We start from the raw sequence: 22057 nt of genomic DNA on the forward strand, positions 1-22057 counted from the left end.
GAGGACGCGCAGTGTCGATTTCTCGTTCGGGAATCGACACCGCGCGTCCTCAACGCGCGTCCGGGGTGGGTGCTCAGACCTCCGGGAGGAGGGAGATCGGGTTCTCGATGCAGTCGGCGACGAAGGTGAGGAACTCGCTCGGCTCCGCACCGTCGCATGCGCGATGGTCGAAGACGAAGCTCAGGTACATCACCTTGCGGACGGTGAGCTCGCCGTCGACGACCCACGGCCGGTCCTTGATCCGGCCGAGGCCGAGCATGGCGACCTCGGGCAGGTTGATGATCGGTGCCGACCCGTCGACGCCGAACACCCCGTAGTTGTTGAGCGTGAACGTGCCGCCGGAGAGCTCCGAGGCCGCGAACTTGCCGGTCGACGCCTTGCCGACGGTGTCGACGATCGAGTCGCGCAGCTGCCGCAGATTCATCTCGCCGGCTCCGTGGACGACGGGAACCATGAGCCCGCGCGGGGTCTGCGCAGCGAGCCCGAGGTTGATGTCGCCGTGGGTGACGATCTCGTTCGCCGCCGTGTCGATCGACGAGTTGAGGATCGGGTACTGCTTGAGCCCGGCGATGACGAACCGCGCGACGAGTGCGAGCAGCGAGTACTTCTCACCCGTGCGCGCCTCGAGGGCCTTCTTCGTCCGCAGCAGCTCGGTCGCGTCGACGTCGAGCCAGATCGTCGCCTCAGGAATCTCATTCCGCGACTGCGTGAGCCTCTCCGACACGACCTTCCGCAGACCCGTGATCGGAGTCCGGGTGTCAGGGTCGGTGCTTTCGACCGTCGAAGCCGTCGCCGAGGCGGCCGGCTGTCCGGCGGTGCTGCTGGTGAGGTCGGTGGTCGTGCCGGTCTCGATCGCCGCGAGGACATCGGCCCTCGTCACGACTCCGCCGGGACCCGTGCCCGTGAGGTGCTTCGCGCTCAGCCCATGCTCCTGGGCGAGCCGGCGCACGATCGGCGAGGTGACCGGCGAGGTTGTGGGCGACGACGGTGCTGCCGGTGCAGCGGGCTGGGCGGTTGCGGATGCGGACTGCGCCGGGGCGGGCGTCGTAGCCGTTTCCGGGGCAGTCGCCGCAGCGCTGCTGTTTCCAGCATTGCTGGTCTCAGCACTGCTGCCGCTCCCGGCACTGCGCTTGCCGCCGAACGTCCGCTTCTTGCCCGAGCGGGCCTTGGGCTCCGAAGCGCCGTAGCCGATGAGGTTCGCACCGCCGCCTTCGACGCCGACCGGATCTTCTGCGTCATCGGCGGCCGGCGGCTCGGTCGGATCCTCCTCGGCGCCGGTGCCCGCCGCAGCAGACGAGCCGCCCGCAGCGGCAGCCGAACCACCCGCGCCGGCGGGCGAACCTCCGGCCTCAGCCCCCGCCTCGGCGACGGAGAGCAGAGCCTGCCCGGCCTCGACCGTGTCTCCGGCCTCGGCATGGAGGGCGACGACCGTGCCCGCGAAGGGGCATGGGAGTTCGACGACGCTCTTGGCCGACTCGACCTCGACGACCATCTGGTCGACGTGGACGGTGTCGCCGACGGCGACCTTCCAGCTGATGAGCTCCGCCTCGGTGAGGCCCTCTCCCAGGTCAGGGAGGATGAAGTCGCGGGCACCCGCGCTCGTCACGGCACTCATCACAGATCCCAATCCCACGATTCGAGGGCGTCGAGAACGCGTTCGGCGGTCGGCAAGTAGTACTCCTCGAGCTTGGGGGACGGGTAGGGGACGTCGAAGCCGGTGACCCGGAGGATCGGGGCGGCGAGGTAGGTGAAGTTGCGTTCGGTGACCCGAGCGGCCACCTCGGCGCCGTATCCGCCGAACTGGGCGGCTTCATGGATGACGGCGGCGCGGCCGGTCTTGCGGACCGACGCGGACACGGTCTCATCGTCGAACGGAGAGAGCGTGCGCAGGTCGATGACCTCGATGGACAGGCCGTGCTCGGGTCCCGCCTCGGCGGCCTCGAGGGCCGTGCGCACGGTCGGACCGTACGCGAGGAGGGTGGCGTCGGTGCCCTCGCGGATCACCTCGGCGCGGTTCATCGGGGCCGTGGTCACCGGGAGGCTGAGCTTGTCCTTCATCCAGTACCGGGACTTCGGCTCCATGAAGATCACGGGGTCGTCGGAGGCGATCGACTCGCGCAGCAGCGAGTACGCATCGGCCGGGTTCGACGGGGTGACGACGGTCAGCCCCGGCGTCGACGTCCAGTATGCCTCGGAGGAGTCCGAATGGTGTTCGACGCCGCCGATGTCGCCGGCGTAGGGGATGCGGATGGTGATGGGCAGGCTGATGCGGCCCTTCGTCCGGTTCCGCATCTTCGCGATGTGGGAGACGATCTGCTCGAACGCGGGGTAGGCGTACGCGTCGAACTGCATCTCGATGACCGGGCGCATGCCCGCCATCGCCATGCCGATCGCGGTTCCGGCGATGCCGGACTCGGCGAGCGGGGAGTCCCAGACGCGCTCGGGTCCGAACTCCTTCCGCAGGCCTTCGGTGACGCGGAAGACCCCGCCGAGGCGGCCGACGTCCTCGCCGTAGACGACGACGTTCTCGTCCTCGGCCAGGGAATCGCGCAGGGCCTGGTTGAGCGCCTTCGTCATCGTCACCGAGGTCGGTGCCGGAGTCGTGTCCTCGGTCGTCGGTGCGTCCGTCGTCGCGGTCATGCGTGGGCACCTGCGAGTTCGGCTTCACACTGGGCCTGCTGCTCGCGCAGGGCGGGGCGCGGGTTCGCGTAGACGTAGGCGAAGAGCTCGGTCGGGTCGATCTCGGCCTCGGTGTTCATCGCGTCGCGCACCGATGCGGCGAGGGTCTCAGCCTCGTCGGCGACTGTCGCCACGGCCTCGTCGTCAAGGACTCCGCGGGCGCGGAGGAACGCCTCGAGGCGGGTGATCGGGTCGAACTGCTTCCAATGCTCGACCTCCTCGGAGTCGCGGTACTTCGTCGGATCGTCGGAGTTCGTGTGCGACTCCATCCGGTAGGTGAGGCACTCGATGAGGGTCGGGCCGTCGCCTTCGCGTCCGCGTTCGAGGGCCGCAGAGACGGCGGCGAAGACCGCGGCGACGTCGTTGCCGTCGACGCGGATGCCCGGCATCCCGTAGCCGGCCGCGCGGTCGGCGAGCATCGTCGCATTCGACTGCTCGCGCAGCGGGGTCGAGATCGCGTACTGGTTGTTCTGGAGGACGAAGACGGTCGGGGTCTGCCACACCGAGGCGAAGTTGAAGGCCTCGTGGGTGTCGCCCTCGCTGCTCGCGCCGTCGCCGAGGAAGGTGAGCGTGCACGCCTCCCGGCCCTTGAGCTTCGACGCCATCGCGAAACCGGCGGCGTGGAGGGTCTGGGTGGCCAGCGGTGTCGCCGCTGGTGAGGTGTGGTACTCCTGCGGGTCGAAGCCACAGTGCCAGTCGCCGCGGAAGGCCGCGAGGATCTCTCCGACGGGCACACCGCGGGTGAGCAGCGCGGCCGAGTCGCGGTAGGTGGGGAAGAGCCAGTCGCCCGGTGCGAGCGCGGTCGTCGCCCCCACCTCGCACGCCTCCTGTCCGGCGGCGGACGGGTACGTGGCCAGGCGTCCCTGCCTGGTCAGGTGGGTCACCTGGGCTTCGAAGCGGCGCACGAGGACCATCTGCCGATAGAGGCCGGCCAGGGTCCGGTCGCTCGGGATCTCGAGCCCGTCGGTGTCGGTGTCGGTGGGCTGTCCGTCTGGGCCGATGAAGCTGATGGGCTGCAGCTGCGGCAGCGAGCGGCCGGTGGTGGGAACGTCGATGGTCATACCCTCATGATGACGTGAGCCGCATCACCGATCCAGGCTCTGAGATCGGTCACGGACAGGGGTGCCGATCGTGTCGGCAAAGGTGGACGTTGTGAGTGATCGGAGGCGGTCTCGGTGGACGTTTGGCACTGGGGATTCAGGGGTGTTGGAGGGGCTCGCGGGCGCCGCTCAGATCTCGCCCCAGCGGTAGCCTCGAGCGGTGAACGCCGCGGCGACCCGGTCCTTCTTCCCTTCGACACTGCCATGGAACGCCTGATGTCCGCCGGCGGTGAGGATCGTCAACTTGCCGCCGTCGAAGTAGGCGGTCGAGAACGACTCCCGCGAGATCCGCACCGGATGGCCGTTGCGTGTGTCCACCGTGATCGCGTCGTCGTCGATGCGCAGCCGCGGCACCGAGGCGGAGATGACGAGGGCGGCGACGGCCCCGAGGACGGCGCCGACGAACGGCCGGGCGATGACCACCCACTGCTCGTCGAATCCGCTGAGCTTCTCAATGGCATCGCCGAAGGGGATGGGGAAGCGTGCCGCAACGGAACCGAGCGCGGGGAGGAAGAAGCCGAGCGCGATGCCCGCCGCCACGCAGACGAGACCGATGATGACGGCGTCCGATCGTTTGAGCTCGAAGACCTCCGATTCGCCGCGGACGTGTCCGGAGTCGGCGTCTGGCGTGGTGGGCATCGTTCCTCCCTGGTCTGGATGTGCGTTCTGGGCGCGGTCCGAGCGCGTCAGCTCGCGTACTGGAACATAAGTGTACCAAAGTGGAACAATGATGTTCCTCTAGGCAAGGGTGGAGGAATGGCCGGTTGATGGTGCAGGCGGAGGGTCGACGCTGGACGGAGTCGATCCGCGTGCGGTGATCGGCGAGGATGGGAAGGCACGCATGAGTGCGAACGACGACGGAAGGTGCATATGGCCAAGGGAATGGGGCGGCTGGGCAGGACGGCCCTCATCGACGGGGCGCTGCCGCTGCTCGCGGCCGATTCGACCGCGTCGATGACCGACCTCGCCGATGGTCTCGGCGTCGGACGGACTACCCTGTATCGGCACTTCGGGGATCGCGAGGCGATGATCGCCGAGGTGGCCCGCCTCGGTGCGCGGATGTTCGGGGATGCGTTCCTCAGCGCCCGTCCCGAGGTCGGAACCGGGCTCGATGCCGTCGAGCGGATCTGCACCCAGCTCTTCACCGTCCCCGACGTGCTCACCCTCCTCTTCGCGGACAACCCGATCATCACCGACGACACCTTCGCCGAGGTGGCCCGCGAACGGGTCGAAGCGGAGCGTGAACGTGCCGTGGCTGAGCGCGAACGGGCCGTGGCGGAGCGCGAACGCAGTGACCGCGCCGAGGCGTCGCGAGGCCCCTCGGGTGCGGAGAGCGAGGGCGACGCGGACGACCTCGGTCCCGGGGGTGCGACGACCGAGTCCGACGACGACCAGCTTGAGGCGGTCATCGCGCGCGGCCAGGCCGACGGGTCGATCACGGCTGACGTGCCCGTCGGGTGGGCGGCGATGTACGTCTTCCTCACCATCGGCTCCGGGCATCTGTTCTCCGTCAGCGCCGGGATCGCCGATCGCGATGCCCGTGCTCAGGCGCTCGCCCTGACGATTCGTGCGGTCCGGCGCACACTCGAGGCGCCGGGCACCTGAGTCGCCCTGACATCATGCGCCGCCTCGAGAGCGCCCCTCGGGAGCGCCCCTCGCCGCGGGAGTCCCCCGCCGCCAGCGGCTTCGCTGCGATCGGGCGATCGCGGGCGACCGGGATGCAGGTTTCGGCGGGGCCTCCCCGCGAGTCTCAGCGGGGGATTGTGCTCGCCGAATCCTTAGGTTAGGCTGACCTATGAGATAGAGGGCACGTTCCTGTTGCCTCAGGCAGTTGACACACCTGCTTGGAGTTGCGGGCCCGATGTCTCACTGTTTCATTCGCCAGGAACCCTCGGAGCCGACGATATGCGCCGCGTTTCCCGACCGATGCAGATGTTGCCGATTCACTGCGCCAGGCGGAGGCGACGGTGGTCGCTCCGAGGGTTTCAGCGCGCTTCAGCCCTGTGCTCCGGGTCTGTGCCCGTCGGCCTCGTCGAGGATGAGCAGCGACCGCGACGATGTGACGCCGGGGACCTCGTGGATCCTGCGGAGGATGACCTGGGAGAGCGCCGTGTTGTCAGGCGCATTGACGGTGACGAGAGCGTCGATGTCACCGCTGACGGCTTGGACCTTCTCGACGAACGGCAGCGCGGCGAGATCGTCGCGCACTTCGGGCCACGGCCGATCGCCGATCCTCACGACGACCACCGCGGTCACGGTCATGCCGAGCGCACCGCGGTCCACCTCGGCGGTGAAGCCCTTGATCGCCCCGGATTCGATGAGCGCAGTGAAGCGTTTGTGGGCGGCTGACCGGGAGATATGGACACGTTCGGCGAGCTGGCGGACGCTCAGGCGCGAGTTCTCGACGAGAGCGGCGACGATGCTGCGGTCGATGTCGTCGAGGTCGAAGGACACGGGGATCTCCTTGGTGCGGGTCGGTGCCCCCATTCTAGGTCGGACGGGGTGCGATCGCGGTCGGCCGCCTCGGCGGGGATGCGAGCACCGGGGATTCGACCTACACTTAAGTAAACGTTCGTTAAGTATCATGGCCGCTGTGACCGATCGGACGCCCCGGTGACGCCGATGTGTCCTCCACCACGTAGCATGGGGCGGAGGAACGGTGGGGTCGAGCCGCGATCCCACTGACGGACGGCTGTTTCCCGACTGTAGATTATGGTCGGAGACGACTCGCAGCAGGCCTGACTGCTCGACGGCGGACCTGCGTCATTGATAAGGAGCCACGTTGAAGATCGCTGTGTTGGTCAAAGAGGTCCCGGACACGTACGGGGATCGCAAGCTCGATCTCGAGACCGGTCTGGCGGATCGTGCCGCCTCCGAGGCCGTGCTCGACGAGATCGGCGAACGCGCACTCGAAGTCGCCCTGTCCTATGCCGACAGCCACGACGGCACCGAGATCACCGTCGTCTCGATGGCGCCCTCGGGTGCCACGGCGACGATCCGCAAGGGCCTGGCGATGGGTGCCGGCGACGCCGTGCACATCGCGGATGAGGAACTCCTCGGCGCCGACCTCGGCCTCACCGCCGAAGTCCTCGCCGCAGCCGTGCGCCGAGGCGGCTACGACCTCGTCATCACCGGCAACATCTCCACCGACGGCAATGCCGGCATGCTGCCGGCGATGCTCGCCGAGCATCTCGATCTGCCGCATCTGACGAACCTCTCGGCCGTCGAGATCGCCGACGGCTCCGTCTCGGGCACCCGCGCCGTCGACGGCGGCCAGCAGCAGGTGACCGCCGAGCTGCCCGCCGTCATCTCGATCACCGAGGCGCTGCCCGAGGCCCGGTTCCCCAACTTCAAGGGCATCATGGCGGCGAAGAAGAAGCCCTTCGAGGTCATCGGCCTGGCCGACCTCGACGTCGATGCCGCCGATCAGTCGACGGCGCGCTCGATCATGGTCTCCGTCGCCGAGAAGCCCCCGCGCGAAGCCGGTGAGAAGGTCGTCGACGAAGGCAACGGCGGCGTCGAACTCGCCGAATTCCTCATCAAGAACCGTCTGGCCTAAGGAGAACGCCCATGTCTGAATTCCCCCAGGACACCATCCTCGTCGCCCTGACGGTCGACCCCGAAGGCGCACTCGAGAAGCCGGCCGCCGAACTCCTCGGCGGAGCCGGTGTCATCGGCAGCCCCGTCGCCCTCGTCATCGCGCCCTCCGGCAGCGGTGACGCCGCCGCGGAGACGGCCTCGTCTCTCGGCGCCGTGCAGACCCTCGTCGCCGAGGTGCCCGAAGGCAACACCGCGCTCGGGTCCTTCGCCGTCGACGCTCTCACCGCAGCCGCTGAGCTCACGGCCCCCGATGCCGTCCTCATCCCGAACACGATCGACGGCCGTGACCTCGCCGGTCGCTTCGCCGTGCGCTCGGGATCGGCGCTGTCGGTCGACGCGATCGGCGTCGACCGCGACTCCGAGGGCATCGTCGCCGACCACTCGGTCTACGGCGGCGGCTACACCGCTCAGTCCGCCCCGACCTTCGGTGCCCCGGTCATCACGATCCGCCTCGGTTCGATCGAGAACCGCGGTGAGGCCCAGCCCGCGAACTCGCAGGTCCTCGAGGTCGCCGACTCCGGCAAGCGCGCAGCCCAGGTGACGGCGTTCGAGCCGATCGTCGAGACCTCGTCGCGTCCCGAGCTGCGTGGGGCCCAGAAGGTCGTCTCCGGTGGTCGCGGTGTCGGCTCCGAGGAGTCCTTCGAGCTCGTCGGCGAGTTCGCCGACGTCCTCGGTGCCGCCGTCGGCGCCTCCCGCGCCGCTGTCGACGCCGGCTTCATCGCCCAGTCGCACCAGGTCGGTCAGACCGGTGTGTCCGTGTCCCCGCAGCTCTACGTCGCGCTCGGCATCTCGGGTGCGATCCAGCACAAGGCGGGTATGCAGACCTCGAAGACGATCGTCGCGGTGAACAAGGACGGCGAGGCGCCGATCTTCGACATCGCCGACTACGGCGTCGTCGGTGACCTGTTCAAGGTCGTGCCCCAGGCCGTCGAGACCTTGAAAGCGAAACAGTCCTGATATGTCCACCTTCTCCACCACGCTGCGTGCCGGCCTGCCCCGGGTCTCCGGCGGCGATCCGTGGCCCCCGGAGGGGACCGTCGGACAGGCCGTCGAATGGGAGTCCCGCGAATGGGTGAGCGCCGAGGCTGCTTCCGGAGCCGCTCCCTCTGCGTCCGAGTCGGCAGTGTCCGATTCGGCTGGGATCGTCGATGAGCCCACCGAGGCGGATGTCATCGAATCCGGTGCCGCCGAGGTGCGTGCCCCGGTGACCTCGGACGATGCCGGTTCGTCGGTCCCTGAGGCCGGCCCCGGCGACGTGTCGGCCGTCGGTGCCGACGATCACGGTGCCGCTGAACCCGGTGCTGAGGATCTCGGTGATTCGGGCCTCGGGATCGAGGATCGCGGAGCCGATGAGTTCGGCGCCGAAGATTCCGGTGCGGCAGTTGGAGGAGGGGTGGCGGCAGCCGTTGCCACCGAAGTCATCGACGTTCCGCTGCGACGCGGTCTGCCGCGCGTGAGCGGAGGAGATTCGTGGCCGCCCGAGGGCGTTGCCTCCGTCCGCGCGAGGTCCTCGGCCAGCAGTCCCGCCGCTGGCTCGGCCGATGGTGCGCCCACGGCCGCGCCTGAGCCGGGCGTGTCCGCAGCCGAAGCGTCGGAGCAGGTCTCGTCAGAGCCAGTTTCATCGGAGCAGGTCGCTGTCTCCGAATCCGAGCTCGTGTCGAGTGCGAGCGATGTCGATAGCGCGCAGGCCGATGGGGTTGCACAGGATGAAGAGGCGCCGAGCGACGTTGTCGCGGCCGACGCGACACAGCCGACTGCCGGTGCTGCTGCGGGAGTGGCCGCCGGTGCCGGCGTCGCCGGAGCGGGGATCGCTGCCGCCTCGAGTGGGGGAACTGCGGGCGAGGACGCCTCGGTGCCGTTACGCCGCGGACTGCCCAGGCAGTCAGGCGGCGACCCGTGGCCGCCGGAAGGTTTCGCTCCCGCCGGTGTGAAGAGCGCCGGCGCACAGGCACCATCCACTTCGGCAGACGGTGCGTCCGCCGAGACCGGTGCTCCCGCAGAGTCGGGCGCCCCGGCGGCAGCCGCTGGCGCGTCTACGACGGCTGCTGACTCGGCAGCGGAGCCCGAGACGACTCCCGCCGCTGAGACGAGTGCGACACCTGCTGCGGGCAGTGCTGTCACAGCGGGCGCTGGCGCGGCCGCAACGGCAAGCCGGCCCGCCGGCGCCTCTGAACTCAGCGACGTTCCCCTGCGCCGCGGACTGCCGCGCACCTCCGGCGGCGACCCCTGGCCGCCCGAAGGCTTCGCCCCGGTCACCGCCGCTGCCTCGACGGCTGCAGCACCGACCGCCCCTGTTGCAGAGCCTGCCGCCGGGAAGGCGCCCGCTGCCTCGAGCGAAGCTGCGACAGCCGACACCTCCGCAACCGACACCGCTGCGGCCGGAACCGCCGCTGGCACGGCCGCTGCCTCGGCGACGGCCGACGATGCCGCAGGCACGGAAGCAGCAACAGACAAGGACGCGGCCGCCGCTGGCACGGCCGCGAAGCCGGCGGCACGCTCAGGTCTGCCGAAGACCCGGACGGGGCTGCCGAAGTCGACCGGACCGGACACGGGCAAGCCCGGTGCCAAGCCCGCAGCCCGTACCGGTCTGCCGAAGACCGCAGGCCCGGCTTCGAAGCCGGGCGAGAAGCCTGTTGCGCAGAAGCCTGCGGCGGCGACCTCGGCCGGGACCGCCTCGGCGACGAAGGCCGACGCGAAGCCGACGGAACCCGCGAAGGCATCGGCCGCCTCGGCGGGATCGACGGCGAAGACCGCTGCTCCGACGAAGACGGCGGAGAAGCCGAAGACAGCCGAGAAGGCGAAGGCCCAGCCGGCACGCGAACCGATCATGATCGGGTCCAAGTCGCTCGGCCAGTGGGGCAAGCTCGTGAGCCTCGGCCTCGGCGGACTCATCGTCGTCGGCGGAATCCTCATCCTCGCCGCGCGCGGCGTCACGACCCTGCCCGGTGTGCCCGAGTTCCTCGAGCGCTACCCGGGCGAGTACCACCTGCCCGACTTCGTCGAGCCGGGATTCCCGGCGTGGGCGCGGTGGACGCACTTCCTCAACCTCTTCTTCATGGTCCTCATCATCCGCACGGGTCTGCAGGTGCGGCACCAGCAGAAGCCGCCTGCGTTCTACACGCCGAAGAAGGGCGGGAAGAAGATCAGCATCAACCTATGGCTGCACACCAGCCTCGATGTGCTGTGGCTGATCAACGGCGTCGTCTTCGTCGTCCTCCTCTTCGCCTCCGGGCACTGGGCGAGGATCGTGCCCACGAGCTGGGAGGTCTTCCCGAATGCGCTGTCGGCGATGCTTCAGTACGCGACGCTCGAGTGGCCGATGGAGGACGCGTGGGTCAACTACAACGCGCTCCAGCAGCTCATGTACTTCATCGTCGTCTTCATCGCCGCCCCCCTGGCTGCGATCACCGGCGTGCGGATGAGCGAGTGGTGGCCGAAGGACGCGGCGACGCTGAACAAGATCTACCCGGCGCCGCTGGCGCGGGCGATCCACTTCCCGACGATGCTCTTCTTCGTGTTCTTCATCGCCGTCCACGTGTTCCTCGTCTTCGCGACCGGACTGCGGCAGAACCTCGGCTACATGTTCGCCGGGACGAACGTGCTCGGCTGGGCGGGAGTCATCTGGTTCATCGTGGCGATGGCCGTCGTCGTGGCGGGCTGGTTCGCGGCGAGGCCGCTGCTGCTCGCTCCGATCGCCAACCTCTTCGGGCGCGTCTCGAGCAGGTAGACCCGGCTCCGTCAGCAGCGGACAGCACACGGCCCGATCGCAGCCCTCTCAGGCTGCGGTCGGGCCGTTGCGATTCACGCAGGGTGCGGCTGGGCCGCCCAGTCTTGAGTCGCGCAGGCCGGGGCCGTCTGCGATCGGATGGCTCGGGAGGCTGCAGCTGCGGCCGTGCGTTGCGTGCCCTCGCGCTCAGCGACGATGCCCGGCGCTCACCGCGCGGGCGTCCTGGTCCAGTTCGTCACCCGGTCGACGAACTCGGCGACGGCGAGCTCGAGCTGACGCAGGCCCGGGTCTTCGAGCGGGAGGTGGCCTGCTCCCTGCAGGCTCACCTCCTCGAACAGTGCGGGGTCGAGGCGGGAGACGACCGGGTCGGAGAGCTCGCGCGGCGACCACCGGTCTGCAGCCGGCTGGGTGAGCAGGACCGGGCAGGCGCGGAAGCGCGCCGGTTCGATCGCAGGGGCGTAGGCGAGGTAGTCCGCGAGGAATCTCAGCGGCATCGCATTCCCCGCCGAGGTGGGGTCGCCGAGGAGGACCTCCATCGCCCCGCGGTCGTTGGCAAGTGCCGACATCTTCGAGGCCAGGCGCATCGGATAGCGCAGACGCCCGAGCGGGGTCCTCGCGAGCGCCGCCATGATCGGTGCGCCGACGCGTGCGGTGGCACGGCTGCGCGCCGTGCGCTCGAGGACCTCCGGGCAGCGCTGGTCGAGGAAGGTCATGCCGACGATTCCATGGAGGACGCCCGCGGGGGCTGTCGCCGCGACGTGAAAGGCGAGCATGCCCCCGGCGGAGAGTCCGTAGAGGACGGTCGGCTTCGGATCCCTCGCCTGCTCGGCGCTGAGGAAGTCGACGACGAGTTCGACCCAGTCGGAGTACGACGGCGTGAACCCGGACCTCATCTCGGTCATTCCGAAGCCGAGATTGTCGAGGGAGACGACGTCATACCCGCGGCGCGCCAAAGGAGCGCCGAGGATGAGCGACATCTGGCGCCCGTTCGTCCCGACCCCGTGATGGAGGACGACACGTGCCGAAGCCTCCGGCTGCGAATAGCGGTCGAGATGGATACGGTGGCCGCGCCAGCGCCAGATCTCCTCCTGCGGAGCCGTCGATTCGTCGAGCCGCAGTCGTTCCGGCAGAAACTCCTGGAGATCCTGCCAGGCCTGCTGGTCGCGGTAGAGCGGTGCTGTCATGGATCCTCCTCGCGCAGTCACAGGAACACTATAAGTCAAGAATGACACTCAGTGCCATCGTTGTCCTTCGCCTACAATGCTCAGATGAGCACCCCGAACCTCCGTGAGCGCAAGCGCCGCCTCATGCAGGCCGAGATCACCGCGATCGCCCTGAGGCTGTTCCGCGAGAGGGGCTATTCCGAGACCACCGTCGACGATCTCGCCGCGGCCTCGGGGATGTCGCGGCGGACGTTCTTCCGCTACTTCCCGTCCAAGGAGGACGTCATCTCGGGCAAGTGGGTGGGGATGGGGGAGGACATGATCGCCCGGCTCCTCGCCCGCCCCGGTGACGAGGATCCGTGGACGTCCGTGCGCGCGTCGATGTCGGGGATCGTCGACCACTACGCCGACCCCGACCGGCGGGCCGACAGCTTCGCCCTCGACGAGGTCATCGACTCCACCCCGTCACTGCGGGCGGCGTTCATCGCGAAGGTCGACATCCTCGCCGAGGCGGTCGCCGCCGTCCTCGGCAAGCGCGGCGTCGAGCCCTTCCGTGCCCAGGTCATCGGCAGGGCGTGCGGGGCGGCGCTGACGATCGCGATGCGCGAGTCACGCGCACGGGGAGCCGAGGGCATCGGCGAGGATCTCGACCGTGCGATGAGGGAGTTCGCCTCGGGGCTGTGATCCGCGCGAGCAGGGGGCAGGCGCCCCCCGGTCGAGGTGGCGCGGCGGTGTCGGTGACGCGGTGCGGCTACGCCAGTGCCATGCGGACGGTCGCCTCGAACTCGCGGACATGCTCACCGGCCACCCGGCCCACCGCATCCTCGTCACCGGCGAGGATGCCCTCGAGCAGAGCGATGTGTTCGCGGATGTGGCCGAGGAGGTCGGGGATCTTCGGGAGCACGAGGCACCAGATCCGCGTCGCGAGGTCGTCGAGGCGCACGAGCGTCTCCTGCAGGTGGAGGTTGTCGACCGCGCCGTAGATGAGCCGGTGGACCTCGAGGTCGCGTTCGATGAGCAGGCGGGCGTCCATCCCCGCCTCGAGAGAGCTGAGCTCGGCGATCGTCGTCGTGAACTCCTCCCGCAGTTCGGGGCCGATGTTCCGCGCCGCGCGCCGGGCCGCGATCGGCTCGAGCGCCTCACGCATCTCCGTGATCGCCGCGAGGTCGGTGATGTCGACGTTGGAGGCGAACGTCCCGCGCCTGGGGAACGAGACGACGAGGTGCGCACCCTCGAGTCGTTTGAGGGCCTCCCGGATCGGCGTCCTCCCGACCCCGAGCTCCGCGCTCAGCGCCGCCTCGTTGATGACATCGCCGGGGGCGATGTCGAGCATGATGAGCCGGTGCCGCAGCGCCTCGTACGCGCGATCGGCCAGCGACGTGCTGCTCGCCGAGGTGTCCGTCACCGATGTCATCTCGCCCTCCGTCCTCGTCATGCGTCCCAGCAGTATTCCGGGGCGTTCCTGCCCGCTCGGAAATCGCTTCGCGCGAACCATTGCCAGCGCCGGGAATCTGGGCCTAGACTACAGGAACACAGCTGATATATTAGTTGACGATTAACGATCGAGGGAGATCGCATGGCTGAGCAGCTTCCCGAACATCCAGACTTCCTCTGGCGCAACCCGGAGCCGAAGAAGTCCTACGAAGCCGTCATCATCGGCGGCGGCGGGCATGGACTCGCGACCGCCTACTACCTGGCGAAGTACCATGGGATGACGGACATCGCGATCCTCGAACGCGGGTGGCTGGCCGGTGGCAACATGGCCCGGAACACGACGATCATCCGCTCGAACTACCTCTGGGACGAGTCGGCGGCGATCTACGAGCATTCGCTCAGACTCTGGGAGCAGCTGCCCGAGGAGCTCGACTACGACTTCCTCTTCTCCCAGCGCGGCGTGCTCAACCTCGCCCACACCCTCGGCGACGTCCGGGAATCGCGCAGGCGGGTCAACGCCAATGTCCTCAACGGCGTCGACGCCGAATGGCTCGATCCCCAGCAGGTCAAGGAGGTCTGCCCGATCATCAACATCGGCGACGACCTCCGCTACCCCGTCATGGGCGCGACCTTCCAGCCGCGGGCCGGCATCGCCAAGCACGACCACGTCGCATGGGCGTTCGCCCGGAAGGCCGACGAGATGGGCGTCGACATCATCCAGAACTGCGAGGTCACCGACATCCACCGCGACGGCGACCAGGTCACCGGAGTCGAGACGACCCTCGGACGGATCGCCACGGAGAAGGTCGCGGTCGCCGTCGCCGGGCACACCTCGGTGGTGGCGGACATGGCGGGCATCCGCGTGCCCATCCAGTCCCACCCGCTCCAGGCGCTCGTCTCCGAGCTCTTCGAACCCGTCCACCCGACCGTCGTCATGTCCAACCACGTCCACGTCTACGTCTCCCAGGCGCACAAGGGCGAACTCGTCATGGGCGCCGGCGTCGACTCGTACAACGGCTACGGGCAGCGCGGGGGCTTCCACATCATCGAGGAGCAGCTCGCCGCCGCGGTCGAGCTCTTCCCGATCTTCGCCCGCGCCCACGTCCTGCGGACCTGGGGCGGCATCGTCGACGTCACCCTCGACGCCTCCCCGATCGTGTCGAAGACGGAAGTCCAGGGACTCTACGTCAACTGCGGGTGGGGCACCGGCGGCTTCAAGGGAACCCCCGGTGCGGGATTCACCTACGCGCACACGATCGCCACCGACGAACCGCACCCGCTCAACGCGCCCTTCGCGCTCGAACGCTTCGAGACCGGCCACCTCATCGACGAGCACGGCGCGGCCGCCGTCGCCCACTGACCGACCAGAGAGGACCGCCATGCTGCTCATCATCTGCCCGAACTGCGGATCCCGCGACGAATCCGAATTCACCTACGGAGGCCAGGCGCATGTGCCCTACCCCAAGGATCCGTACGCGCTCACCGACCGCGAATGGGCCGAGTACCTCTTCTATCGCGACAACGACCGCGGGCTCTTCGCCGAACGCTGGTGCCACAGCCTCGGCTGTCGCAAGTGGTTCAACGCCGTGCGCGACACCGTGACCTACGACTTCGCCGGGGTCTACCCGATGGGTCAGCCCCGGCCCGCGACCTTCGAAGGAGCGACAGGACGATGACGACGACCGACTCGCACCGGACCGGTGCGACCCTGGGCCCTCTGGCAGCTCGGCTCGAGACCGCGACCGGCATCGACGGCAGCCGACCGATCGGCTTCACCGTCGACGGCGTCGCCTACTCGGGGTTCGCCGGGGACACGATCGCGAGCGCCCTCATCGCCGCCGGACGCCTCGACTGCGGACCGTCGACCTACCTCGACCGGCCTCGGGGGATTCTGGCCGCCGGAGTCGAGGAGCCCAACGCCCTCGTCCGCGTCCATGCCCCTGATTCCGCCGAGGTGGCCGAGTCGATGCTCCAGGCCACCCGGGTCCTCATCCGCGAGGGCCTGACCGCCGAGTACCTCTCGGGCCTCGGCATCCTCGACCCCGGCCGCGACGACGCCACCTACGAGCACCGGCACACCCACACCGACGTCCTCGTCGTCGGCGCCGGTCCCGCCGGGCTCGCCGCCGCCCGTGAGGCCGCACAGTCCGGGGCCCGCGTCCTCCTCCTCGACGACGGCGTCATCCCCGGCGGGTCCCTGCTCTCGGATCCGCACGCCGTCATCGACGGGATCCTGGCCCCGGAGTGGATCGAGACGACGCTCGCCGAGGCGGCCGCCGCCGAGGAGTTCACGTACGCCCCGCGCACGACCGTCTTCGGCAGCTACGACTCGAACTACTTCGTCGCCCTCGAGGACCGGACCGGCGCCGAGGCGGGACCGAGGCAGCGGGTGTGGCACATCCGGGCCGGGCAGGTCGTCCTCGCCACCGGTGCGCATGAGCGTCCCATCGTCTTCGCCGACAACGACCGTCCCGGCATCATGCTCGCCTCAGCCGTGCGGACCTACCTCGGCCGGTACGGCGTTCTCGCCGGTGAGCGGGTCGCGATCGCGACGACGAATGACTCCGCCTATGCGCTCGTCGCTGATCTCGTCGCTGCCGGCGTCGACGTCGCCGCGGTCGTCGACTCCCGCCCGACCGCCTCGGCGAGGGCGTCTCAAGTCGCCTCCGATACCGGGGTGCGGCTCATCCTCGGCTCCGCCGTCACCGGCACGGCCGGGGAGGGCCCGGGGGGACGGGTCTCCGGGATCACGGTCGCCTCCCTCGATGAGGACGGGGTGGCCGCCTCGGCGGGGGAGGACATCGCCCTCGACCTCCTCGCCGTCTCCGGGGGGTTCTCTCCCGTCATCCACCTCCACGGGCAGCGCCGCGGACCCATCGAGTGGGACGCGGACATCGCCGCGTTCGTCCCTGCCGGACCGGTCCGCGACCAGTTCACGGTCGGCGCGATGACCGGGGAGTACGCACTGGCCACGGCCCTGCGGCAGGGAGCGGAAGCCGGGAGTGAGGCAGCCGAGCGGGCCGGGTTCGACACCGAGCCCACAGTGCCGACGACGACCGAGGAGGGCGCGGACGCACCCCAGCGCCCGCTCTGGGTCGTCACCTCGGACGACGACCCCGAGGCCCTGACCTCGCATTTCGTCGACTTCCAGCGCGATCAGACCGTCGCCGACATCCTCCGGGCGATGAACGCAGGCATGCGCTCGGTCGAGCACATCAAGCGCTACACGTCGATCTCGACGGCCGCCGACCAGGGCAAGACGAGTGCGGTCAACACGATCGGGACGATCGCCGCCGTCCTCGGGGAGGACGACCTCGGCGAGGTCGGGCACACGACCTTCCGGGCGCCCTTCACCCCCGTCGCCTTCGCCGCGCTCGCCGGACGGCGGAAGGGGGAGCTCTTCGACCCCGCCCGGGTGACGTCGATCCACCCGTGGCACGTCGCCCACGGCGCCGAGTTCGAGGACGTCGGGCAGTGGAAGCGGCCGTGGTACTACCCGCTGCCCGGCGAGGACATGGACGCTGCGGTGCTGCGCGAATGCCGGGCCGTGCGGGAGTCCGTCGGGTTCCAGGACGCATCGACACTCGGCAAGATCGAGATCCGCGGTGCCGATGCCGGGAAGTTCCTCGGACGGATCTACACGAACGGGTTCTCCAAGCTCGGCGTCGGCAAGGCCCGCTACGGTCTCATGTGCACCCCCGACGGGATGATCTTCGACGACGGCGTGACCCTGCGGGTCGCCGAGGACCGCTACTACATGACGACGACGACCGGTGGGGCCGCGAAGGTCCTCGAATGGCTCGAGGAATGGCACCAGACGGAATGGCCCGACCTCGACGTCGCCTTCACCTCGGTGACGGAGGAATGGGCGACGGTCGCCGTCGCCGGCCCGAAGTCGCGGGAGGTCATCGCGAAGGTCGCCCCCGATCTCGACGTGTCGAACGAGGCGTTCGGCTTCATGGAGTTCCGGCACACGACGCTCGCGAACGGAATCCCCGCGCGGATCTGCCGGATCTCGTTCTCCGGGGAACTCGCGTTCGAGATCAACGTCGAAGCCTTCTACGGACTCGCCGTCTGGGAGATGGTCGCCGAGGCGGGAGCCGAGTTCGACATCACCCCGTACGGGACGGAGACGATGCACGTGCTCCGCGCGGAGAAGGGGTTCATCATCGTCGGACAGGACACCGACGGCACCGTCACTCCCGCCGACGCGGGCATGGAATGGATCATCTCGAAGGTCAAGGACTTCATCGGCAAGCGCTCGTTCTCCCGCCTCGACACGGCCCGGGAGGACCGCAAGCACCTCGTCGGGGTCCTCCCCGTCGACGGGGAGACCCGGCTCATCGAGGGGGCGCAGCTCGTCGCGGCCGGCACCCCGATCACCCCGGAGGACGGGCCGGTGCCGATGATCGGGCACGTCACCTCGTCCTATCTCTCCCCGACACTGAACCGGCCGTTCGGGCTCGCGCTCGTCGAGAACGGCCGCAACCGCCTCGGCGAGGTCGTCCAGTCACCGCTCGGTGACCAGGTGATCGACGTCGAGATCACCTCACCCGTGTTCTACGATCCCGAAGGGAAGCGCCGTGATGGCTGAGACTGACGCGATGGCTGAGACTGAAGAGTCCACGACCGTGCTCGAGGAGCTGCGGGTGTCCCCGACGGCCCACCTCGCCGAGGCGATGGCTGAGGCCAGCGCGGGAGGCGGGGGTGCCGTGGGACTGCGGGAGCGTCCTTTCGCCGTGCAGATCGGGGTGCGCGCGGAGCCGGGGACCGCCTCGGCGAGGGCGATCGAAGGGGCCTTGGGGATCACCCTGCCTGAGGTCGTCGGCGAGGTGACGGGGGAGGCGGACGGTCGGCACACGGTGTGGCTGAGCCCGGACGAGTTCCTCGTCATCGACGTCTCCCGGCCGCAGCGGCCGGGGGAGGCCGACGAGGCGGAGGCCGCGCTCGAGGGGCTGCCCGGGCAGGTCGTCGAACTCTCGGCGAACCGGACGATCCTCGAACTCACCGGGTCGAAGGCCCGGGAGGTGCTCGAGAAGAGCTGCCGGGCCGACCTCCACCCACGGGCGTTTCCCGTCGGGACGGCGATCGTCACGCAGCTCGGGCCCGTCCCCGTCATCCTCCACCGCTCCGGTGGCGAGGAGTTCCGGATCCTGCCGCGCTCGAGCTTCGCGGACTTCATGGTCCGCTGGCTCATCGACGGGATGGCCGAGTTCACCGGGGAGGGCATCGACGCGTTCGACGACGTCGTCGGGCACGCGCACGATGACGGGTCGGCGGGGCACGGCGGCGCGGAGCGCGACGCCGCCTCGCGCACAGCAGACAACGACCGGAAGGGCTGACAATGCCGGAATACGTCCTCTCCCTCGAATGCGATGAGCGTCGGGGCATCGTCCACTCGCTCACGGGGGCGCTGCTCGACCACGGCGGCGACATCAGGGAACTCAAGCAGTTCGACGACGCGCTGAGCAGGCGGTTCTTCCTCCGGGTCGAGTTCGAGCTCGAACCCGAGGCCCTCGAGGACCTGCGTGCCGAGATCGAGAGGCTCGGCGCGGACCTCGACGCGAAGTGGAACCTCTGGCCGAAGGGGGAGAAGCGGCGCGTGCTCGTCATGGTCTCGAAGTTCGAGCACTGCCTCAACGACCTCCTCTTCCGGGCGCGCATCGGAGAGCTGCCCGTCGACATCGCGGCAGTCGTGTCGAACCATCCCGACCACCGGGAGCTCGTCGAATGGCATCACGTGCCGTTCTTCCGGATCCCGGTCACCCCGGAGACGAAGCCCGAGGCCGAGGGCAAGCTCCTCGACCTCGTCGATCGGTTCGAGATCGACCTCGTCGTCCTCGCCCGGTACATGCAGGTGCTCTCCGACGACCTCGCACGCGAGCTGACGGGCAAGGCGATCAACATCCACCACTCGTTCCTCCCCTCGTTCAAGGGCGCCAAGCCCTACCACCAGGCGTACGAGCGGGGTGTGAAGACCGTCGGGGCGACCGCCCACTTCGTCAACAGCGAGCTCGACGAGGGGCCGATCATCGCGCAGGCCGTCACCGAGGTCGACCACGCCTTCGGCCCGCAGGACCTCGTCGCCGCCGGCCGCGACACCGAATGCAAGGCGCTGTCGAACGCCGTGAAGTGGCACTGCGAGGGCCGGGTGTTCCTCAACGGGAAGCGGACCGTCGTCCTGAGGTGAGGGGCGGGTTCGGCCGTCGGCGCTCGCGCTCCCGGAGGAGGATCCAGTTCGAAATCGGGCTCGGTTTCGCACTGGATCCTCCTCGCTGGGGATCGGCCGGTCCGCGTGGGGCTGAGAATCGCTGAGGTGCTGCCGCGACGCGCGAGCATTCTGCTCAGTCACGCCCCTCTCTGGGGATGAGCAGGACGGCGATGACGCTGAGGGCGAGCAGCGGCAGGGCCCAGAGAGCGGCTGTGACATACCCGAGCTGAGCTGGGAAGAGTGTCCCAGGGGCAGTCGCCACGACGAGCAGGAGCCCCGCGAGTGCGCTGCCGATGCTGAAACCGCTGGCCCTGACGATCTGGTTGATCGAGAGGACGCTTGCCGTCTCTGACTTCGGGACGCCGGTGAGGACGAGCTGCGGCATGATGGCGGATATGCCGCCCACGCCGAGACCGAGCACGCTCATCGCCGCAAGCACGGCTGCGAGCGAATCGAGCAGCAGGACGACGACGACCGTGGATGCGGTGAAGGCGGTGTAGACGATGAACGTCGGCTTTGCCGAGAGTCTGTCGACCAGCCACGGTGTCAGTCTGCCGGCAGCGAACCCGAGGACTGAGAACGGGATGAGAGCGGCACCGGCAGCGGTGTTCGACAGGTCGAAGCCGTATCCTGCTTGGACGGGCGTCTGCACGAATCGGGTGAGCAGAGAGAACAGCAGGTACATGGCGATGGCTGAACCGAACATCGCAATATTTGCCAGCAGGATGTTCCTGGTGAAGAAGAGCCTGAGATCCACCAAGGGCGCCTGGCTTCGACGCTCGACATGCAGCCAGCAGCCGAACGCAGCGCAGGCGATGAGGAGTATCGCGGCCCCGGCCCATAGAGGGTTCCAGACCGAGGGTTGCGACACCGTCAGCAGTACGCCGAGGACCCCGAGGCCGAGCAGAACGGCGCCGAGGGCGTCAACAGGGGTGCCTTCGGTCGGGACTGAGCGGGGGAACGTTCGCCAGGCGACGATGAACGCAGTCAGCGAGAGCAGGAAGCCGCAGCCGTACGCCGCGCGGAGTCCGGCGGCCTCGCTGATGAATCCCATCAGCGGATAGGCCACTCCGATGCCGACAGTGGACGCGACCGATACTGTGGCGATGGTCTTCCTCGCCCGGTCGGCGGGCAAGGTGTCACGGGCGAGGCTCATGAGCAGCGGAATCACCCCGAGACCGAGTCCCTGCAGGCCCCGTGCTGCAAGGAGCACGCCGAAGGGCGCCGGCACTGCGGTGAGAAGGCCGCCGAGCGCGACCAGGGCGAGGGTGCCGAGTATCGTCTCCTGTCGCTGCGAACCGGCGCCCAGTCGGCCGAGGACCGGGGCTGTGACCGCCCCAGTGAACAGAGTGATGGTCAGGGTCCACTGTGCTTCGTCGAGTGCGATGTCGAGATCGAGTGCGACTGCGGTGATGAGTGGGGCGCCGACGCCTCCGACCACGGAGCCAAGCAGTGCCACGGCGACGATGGCGCGGCCGAGACCTCGGGCGTTGAGGTCGGATTCCCGCGTTGTCACCGGTTGGTCTCGTCGCTGATGTGGGCGAACAGGCCGGGACGGATCCGTGTGCGCATTCCCTCAGCCCACGTCTCGTCGATCTGTTCCAGGTCGAGTGCTGCTCCGACGTTGAGGAGCATTCCGAATGCGAGGAAGGTCTTGACCGTCACCGGATCGAGCGAGGTCGTCTCCGAGACGACCTGCCACATGCGGGCGAACCGTTCGCGCACTGCTTCCTTCACCTCGGCGTCTCCGCATGCGGCCAGTCCCTGCAGCTGCAGCAGCAGGGCGGTCCGGTCGGCAAGGAGGTCGTAGTATTCGGTTCCCATCCTCTCCAGCGAACGGATCCCGGTGCGTCCTGAGCCCGCTGTGAGCATCCCACTGCTCGTCCGTTCGAAGGCCGAAGTGACGAGCTCGATGAACAGCGCCTTCTTCGTCCCGAACAGACGAAAGATGTAGGCCTGGGTGATGCCCGCCGAACGCGCGATCGCCTCCGTGGACGCGCCGTGCAGGCCGTGCTCCGCGAACTCCACGGCGGCGATCCCGAGAACCTGTCTGCGGCGCTCCTCGCCGCTCATTCGTTGTGCCATGTCTTTAAGTTAGCAGTTAGTAACTACTAATCAAAGAGCTGCGTCCGCGCGCTCCCGG

The 22057-nt window shown here is 68.9% G+C and carries 19 protein-coding genes; 10 read left to right on the forward strand and 9 right to left on the reverse strand.

Going from position 1 to position 22057, the window contains the following annotated elements:
* Positions 1-73 precede the first annotated feature (73 nt).
* From ACQ1RG_RS04905 to ACQ1RG_RS04920, 4 genes are all read right to left on the reverse strand, one after another.
* Positions 74-1615, reverse strand: a complete 1542-nt coding sequence (locus ACQ1RG_RS04905) for a dihydrolipoamide acetyltransferase family protein (RefSeq protein ID WP_119297103.1) — start codon at positions 1613-1615, stop codon at positions 74-76.
* Positions 1615-2640 (reverse strand): alpha-ketoacid dehydrogenase subunit beta, encoded by a 1026-nt coding sequence (locus ACQ1RG_RS04910; protein ID WP_119297104.1) that lies wholly within the window; start codon positions 2638-2640, stop codon positions 1615-1617. Before ACQ1RG_RS04910 ends, ACQ1RG_RS04905 begins: the two co-directional genes overlap by 1 nt.
* Positions 2637-3740 (reverse strand): pyruvate dehydrogenase (acetyl-transferring) E1 component subunit alpha, encoded by a 1104-nt coding sequence (pdhA, locus tag ACQ1RG_RS04915; protein ID WP_009379727.1) that lies wholly within the window; start codon positions 3738-3740, stop codon positions 2637-2639. The genes ACQ1RG_RS04910 and pdhA overlap by 4 nt, the downstream gene beginning before the upstream one ends.
* 168 nt (positions 3741-3908) lie before the next feature.
* Entirely contained in the window at positions 3909-4418 is a 510-nt protein-coding gene (locus ACQ1RG_RS04920) for a YqeB family protein (protein WP_009379724.1), read from the reverse strand.
* A gap of 231 nt (positions 4419-4649) precedes the next feature.
* Between ACQ1RG_RS04920 and ACQ1RG_RS04925 the strand changes: the two genes are divergently transcribed.
* Positions 4650-5384, forward strand: a complete 735-nt coding sequence (locus tag ACQ1RG_RS04925) for a TetR/AcrR family transcriptional regulator (protein ID WP_009379722.1) — start codon at positions 4650-4652, stop codon at positions 5382-5384.
* A gap of 390 nt (positions 5385-5774) precedes the next feature.
* Here the strand turns inward: ACQ1RG_RS04925 and ACQ1RG_RS04930 are convergent, their stop codons facing one another.
* Positions 5775-6233 (reverse strand): Lrp/AsnC family transcriptional regulator, encoded by a 459-nt coding sequence (locus ACQ1RG_RS04930; protein ID WP_009379720.1) that lies wholly within the window; start codon positions 6231-6233, stop codon positions 5775-5777.
* Positions 6234-6561: 328 nt separating this feature from the next.
* On the opposite strand from ACQ1RG_RS04930, the gene ACQ1RG_RS04935 reads away from it, so the two are divergent.
* Genes ACQ1RG_RS04935 through ACQ1RG_RS04945 form a run of 3 tightly spaced genes read left to right on the forward strand, consistent with a single transcriptional unit; the run spans position 6562 to position 11106 of the window.
* Complete coding sequence (locus ACQ1RG_RS04935; protein ID WP_009379718.1) at positions 6562-7338, forward strand: electron transfer flavoprotein subunit beta/FixA family protein; 777 nt, start codon at positions 6562-6564, stop codon at positions 7336-7338.
* Between the two features lie 11 nt (positions 7339-7349).
* Positions 7350-8336, forward strand: coding sequence for an electron transfer flavoprotein subunit alpha/FixB family protein (locus ACQ1RG_RS04940; RefSeq protein ID WP_009379716.1), 987 nt, complete (start codon positions 7350-7352; stop codon positions 8334-8336).
* Between the two features lies 1 nt (position 8337).
* On the forward strand, positions 8338-11106 hold the full coding sequence (locus tag ACQ1RG_RS04945; protein ID WP_009379714.1) for a cytochrome b/b6 domain-containing protein: 2769 nt from the start codon (positions 8338-8340) through the stop codon (positions 11104-11106).
* A 206-nt stretch (positions 11107-11312) separates the two neighbouring features.
* On the opposite strand, the gene ACQ1RG_RS04950 is transcribed toward ACQ1RG_RS04945, so the two are convergent.
* A complete protein-coding gene (locus ACQ1RG_RS04950) occupies positions 11313-12290 on the reverse strand; it encodes an alpha/beta hydrolase (RefSeq protein ID WP_009379712.1) in 978 nt (325 codons plus the stop codon).
* Positions 12291-12374: 84 nt separating this feature from the next.
* Here ACQ1RG_RS04950 and ACQ1RG_RS04955 point away from each other — a divergent pair, with 84 nt between their 5' ends.
* Entirely contained in the window at positions 12375-12953 is a 579-nt protein-coding gene (locus ACQ1RG_RS04955) for a TetR family transcriptional regulator (protein WP_131248212.1), read from the forward strand.
* Between the two features lie 67 nt (positions 12954-13020).
* Here the strand turns inward: ACQ1RG_RS04955 and ACQ1RG_RS04960 are convergent, their stop codons facing one another.
* The gene (locus ACQ1RG_RS04960; protein ID WP_009379709.1) at positions 13021-13683 is read right to left on the reverse strand and encodes a GntR family transcriptional regulator; all 663 of its coding nucleotides are present in this window, start codon (positions 13681-13683) and stop codon (positions 13021-13023) included.
* Between the two features lie 162 nt (positions 13684-13845).
* Here ACQ1RG_RS04960 and ACQ1RG_RS04965 point away from each other — a divergent pair, with 162 nt between their 5' ends.
* From ACQ1RG_RS04965 to purU, 5 genes are read left to right on the forward strand one after another with little or no spacing between them, the layout of a single operon-like run.
* A complete protein-coding gene (locus tag ACQ1RG_RS04965; protein WP_009379708.1) occupies positions 13846-15063 on the forward strand; it encodes a sarcosine oxidase subunit beta family protein in 1218 nt (405 codons plus the stop codon).
* 19 nt (positions 15064-15082) lie between these two features.
* Entirely contained in the window at positions 15083-15379 is a 297-nt protein-coding gene (locus ACQ1RG_RS04970; protein ID WP_430600603.1) for a sarcosine oxidase subunit delta, read from the forward strand.
* Positions 15376-18297: a glycine cleavage T C-terminal barrel domain-containing protein gene (locus tag ACQ1RG_RS04975; RefSeq protein ID WP_167560300.1), complete on the forward strand. Its 2922-nt coding sequence runs from the start codon at positions 15376-15378 to the stop codon at positions 18295-18297. The genes ACQ1RG_RS04970 and ACQ1RG_RS04975 overlap by 4 nt, the downstream gene beginning before the upstream one ends.
* A gap of 10 nt (positions 18298-18307) precedes the next feature.
* Positions 18308-19045 carry a sarcosine oxidase subunit gamma gene (locus tag ACQ1RG_RS04980; protein WP_342474401.1) on the forward strand — a complete coding sequence of 246 codons (738 nt, stop codon included), beginning with the start codon at positions 18308-18310 and terminating at the stop codon, positions 19043-19045.
* 2 nt (positions 19046-19047) lie between these two features.
* Positions 19048-19893, forward strand: coding sequence for a formyltetrahydrofolate deformylase (purU, locus tag ACQ1RG_RS04985; protein ID WP_009379701.1), 846 nt, complete (start codon positions 19048-19050; stop codon positions 19891-19893).
* A gap of 154 nt (positions 19894-20047) precedes the next feature.
* On the opposite strand, the gene ACQ1RG_RS04990 is transcribed toward purU, so the two are convergent.
* Entirely contained in the window at positions 20048-21430 is a 1383-nt protein-coding gene (locus ACQ1RG_RS04990) for an MFS transporter (RefSeq protein WP_009379699.1), read from the reverse strand.
* On the reverse strand, positions 21427-21999 hold the full coding sequence (locus ACQ1RG_RS04995) for a TetR/AcrR family transcriptional regulator (protein ID WP_202974440.1): 573 nt from the start codon (positions 21997-21999) through the stop codon (positions 21427-21429). The genes ACQ1RG_RS04990 and ACQ1RG_RS04995 overlap by 4 nt, the downstream gene beginning before the upstream one ends.
* Between the last annotated feature and the right edge of the window lie 58 nt (positions 22000-22057).

It is taken from the genome of Brevibacterium sp. K72, from assembly GCF_050562175.1.
GTDB lineage: Bacteria > Actinomycetota > Actinomycetes > Actinomycetales > Brevibacteriaceae > Brevibacterium > Brevibacterium casei.

Excerpts from the sequence above, each read along its gene's own strand:
- ACQ1RG_RS04910 (WP_119297104.1), bottom strand. The coding sequence starts at position 2,640 with ATGACCGCGACGACGGACGCACCGACGACCGAGGACACGACTCCGGCA.
- ACQ1RG_RS04965 (WP_009379708.1), top strand. The coding sequence starts at position 13,846 with ATGGCTGAGCAGCTTCCCGAACATCCAGACTTCCTCTGGCGCAACCCG.
- ACQ1RG_RS04950 (WP_009379712.1), bottom strand. The coding sequence starts at position 12,290 with ATGACAGCACCGCTCTACCGCGACCAGCAGGCCTGGCAGGATCTCCAG.
- ACQ1RG_RS04955 (WP_131248212.1), top strand. The coding sequence starts at position 12,375 with ATGAGCACCCCGAACCTCCGTGAGCGCAAGCGCCGCCTCATGCAGGCC.
- ACQ1RG_RS04970 (WP_430600603.1), top strand. The coding sequence starts at position 15,083 with ATGCTGCTCATCATCTGCCCGAACTGCGGATCCCGCGACGAATCCGAA.
- ACQ1RG_RS04925 (WP_009379722.1), top strand. The coding sequence starts at position 4,650 with ATGGCCAAGGGAATGGGGCGGCTGGGCAGGACGGCCCTCATCGACGGG.
- ACQ1RG_RS04920 (WP_009379724.1), bottom strand. The coding sequence starts at position 4,418 with ATGCCCACCACGCCAGACGCCGACTCCGGACACGTCCGCGGCGAATCG.
- ACQ1RG_RS04945 (WP_009379714.1), top strand. The coding sequence starts at position 8,338 with ATGTCCACCTTCTCCACCACGCTGCGTGCCGGCCTGCCCCGGGTCTCC.
- ACQ1RG_RS04975 (WP_167560300.1), top strand. The coding sequence starts at position 15,376 with ATGACGACGACCGACTCGCACCGGACCGGTGCGACCCTGGGCCCTCTG.
- ACQ1RG_RS04960 (WP_009379709.1), bottom strand. The coding sequence starts at position 13,683 with ATGACATCGGTGACGGACACCTCGGCGAGCAGCACGTCGCTGGCCGAT.
- ACQ1RG_RS04980 (WP_342474401.1), top strand. The coding sequence starts at position 18,308 with ATGGCTGAGACTGAAGAGTCCACGACCGTGCTCGAGGAGCTGCGGGTG.
- purU (WP_009379701.1), top strand. The coding sequence starts at position 19,048 with ATGCCGGAATACGTCCTCTCCCTCGAATGCGATGAGCGTCGGGGCATC.
- pdhA (WP_009379727.1), bottom strand. The coding sequence starts at position 3,740 with ATGACCATCGACGTTCCCACCACCGGCCGCTCGCTGCCGCAGCTGCAG.
- ACQ1RG_RS04940 (WP_009379716.1), top strand. The coding sequence starts at position 7,350 with ATGTCTGAATTCCCCCAGGACACCATCCTCGTCGCCCTGACGGTCGAC.
- ACQ1RG_RS04995 (WP_202974440.1), bottom strand. The coding sequence starts at position 21,999 with ATGGCACAACGAATGAGCGGCGAGGAGCGCCGCAGACAGGTTCTCGGG.
- ACQ1RG_RS04905 (WP_119297103.1), bottom strand. The coding sequence starts at position 1,615 with ATGAGTGCCGTGACGAGCGCGGGTGCCCGCGACTTCATCCTCCCTGAC.